This is a genomic window from Paraburkholderia sp. BCC1884, assembly GCF_900996225.1.
Taxonomy (GTDB): Bacteria; Pseudomonadota; Gammaproteobacteria; order Burkholderiales; family Burkholderiaceae; genus Paraburkholderia.
On sequence record NZ_CAAJGL010000030.1, the window covers coordinates 1 to 448 of the forward strand.

General features: G+C 75.7%; 1 pseudogene. It reads right to left on the minus strand.

Annotation, left to right across the window (positions count from 1 at the left end):
* Positions 1-448: pseudogene (locus tag FQ705_RS01985) on the minus strand (type III effector HrpK); the annotation flags it as partial.

Sequence of the window (448 nt, forward strand, 5' to 3'; positions counted from 1 at the left end):
GCGCGGCGCGCCGCGCCGAGCACGGCTTCGCCGGAGGCGGCACCCGCCTCTGCAACCGGCGCCGGGCCTTGCGCCGCTTCCGCGCCGGCTGCCGCGCCTTCGGCGCCGCCGGTGGCGGCCGCGCCGGCCGCCTCGGCCGCCGCGCTATCGCCGCCGATGCCCATGAAGCCCTCGCCCTTGGCAAGGTCGCCCAGCGTCTGGGTGACCGTCTTGGCGTCGCTCAGGCCGCGATGCACGTCGTCGATGGTGTTGCCGGCCTGCTGGTCGCCATTGCCGCCGCCCACCGCGCCCGCGCCGTCGCCACCGCCGCCCTGGAACTCGCCCGACATCTTCTGCATCTCGGGCGGCACCGTCTGCTGCAGGTAGGCCGCCGTGGCCGGGTCGCTGGCCAGCTTCTGGATGTCCTGCTGCAGCGCCGCCACCGTCTTGTCGACGTTGCGCAGCTTGT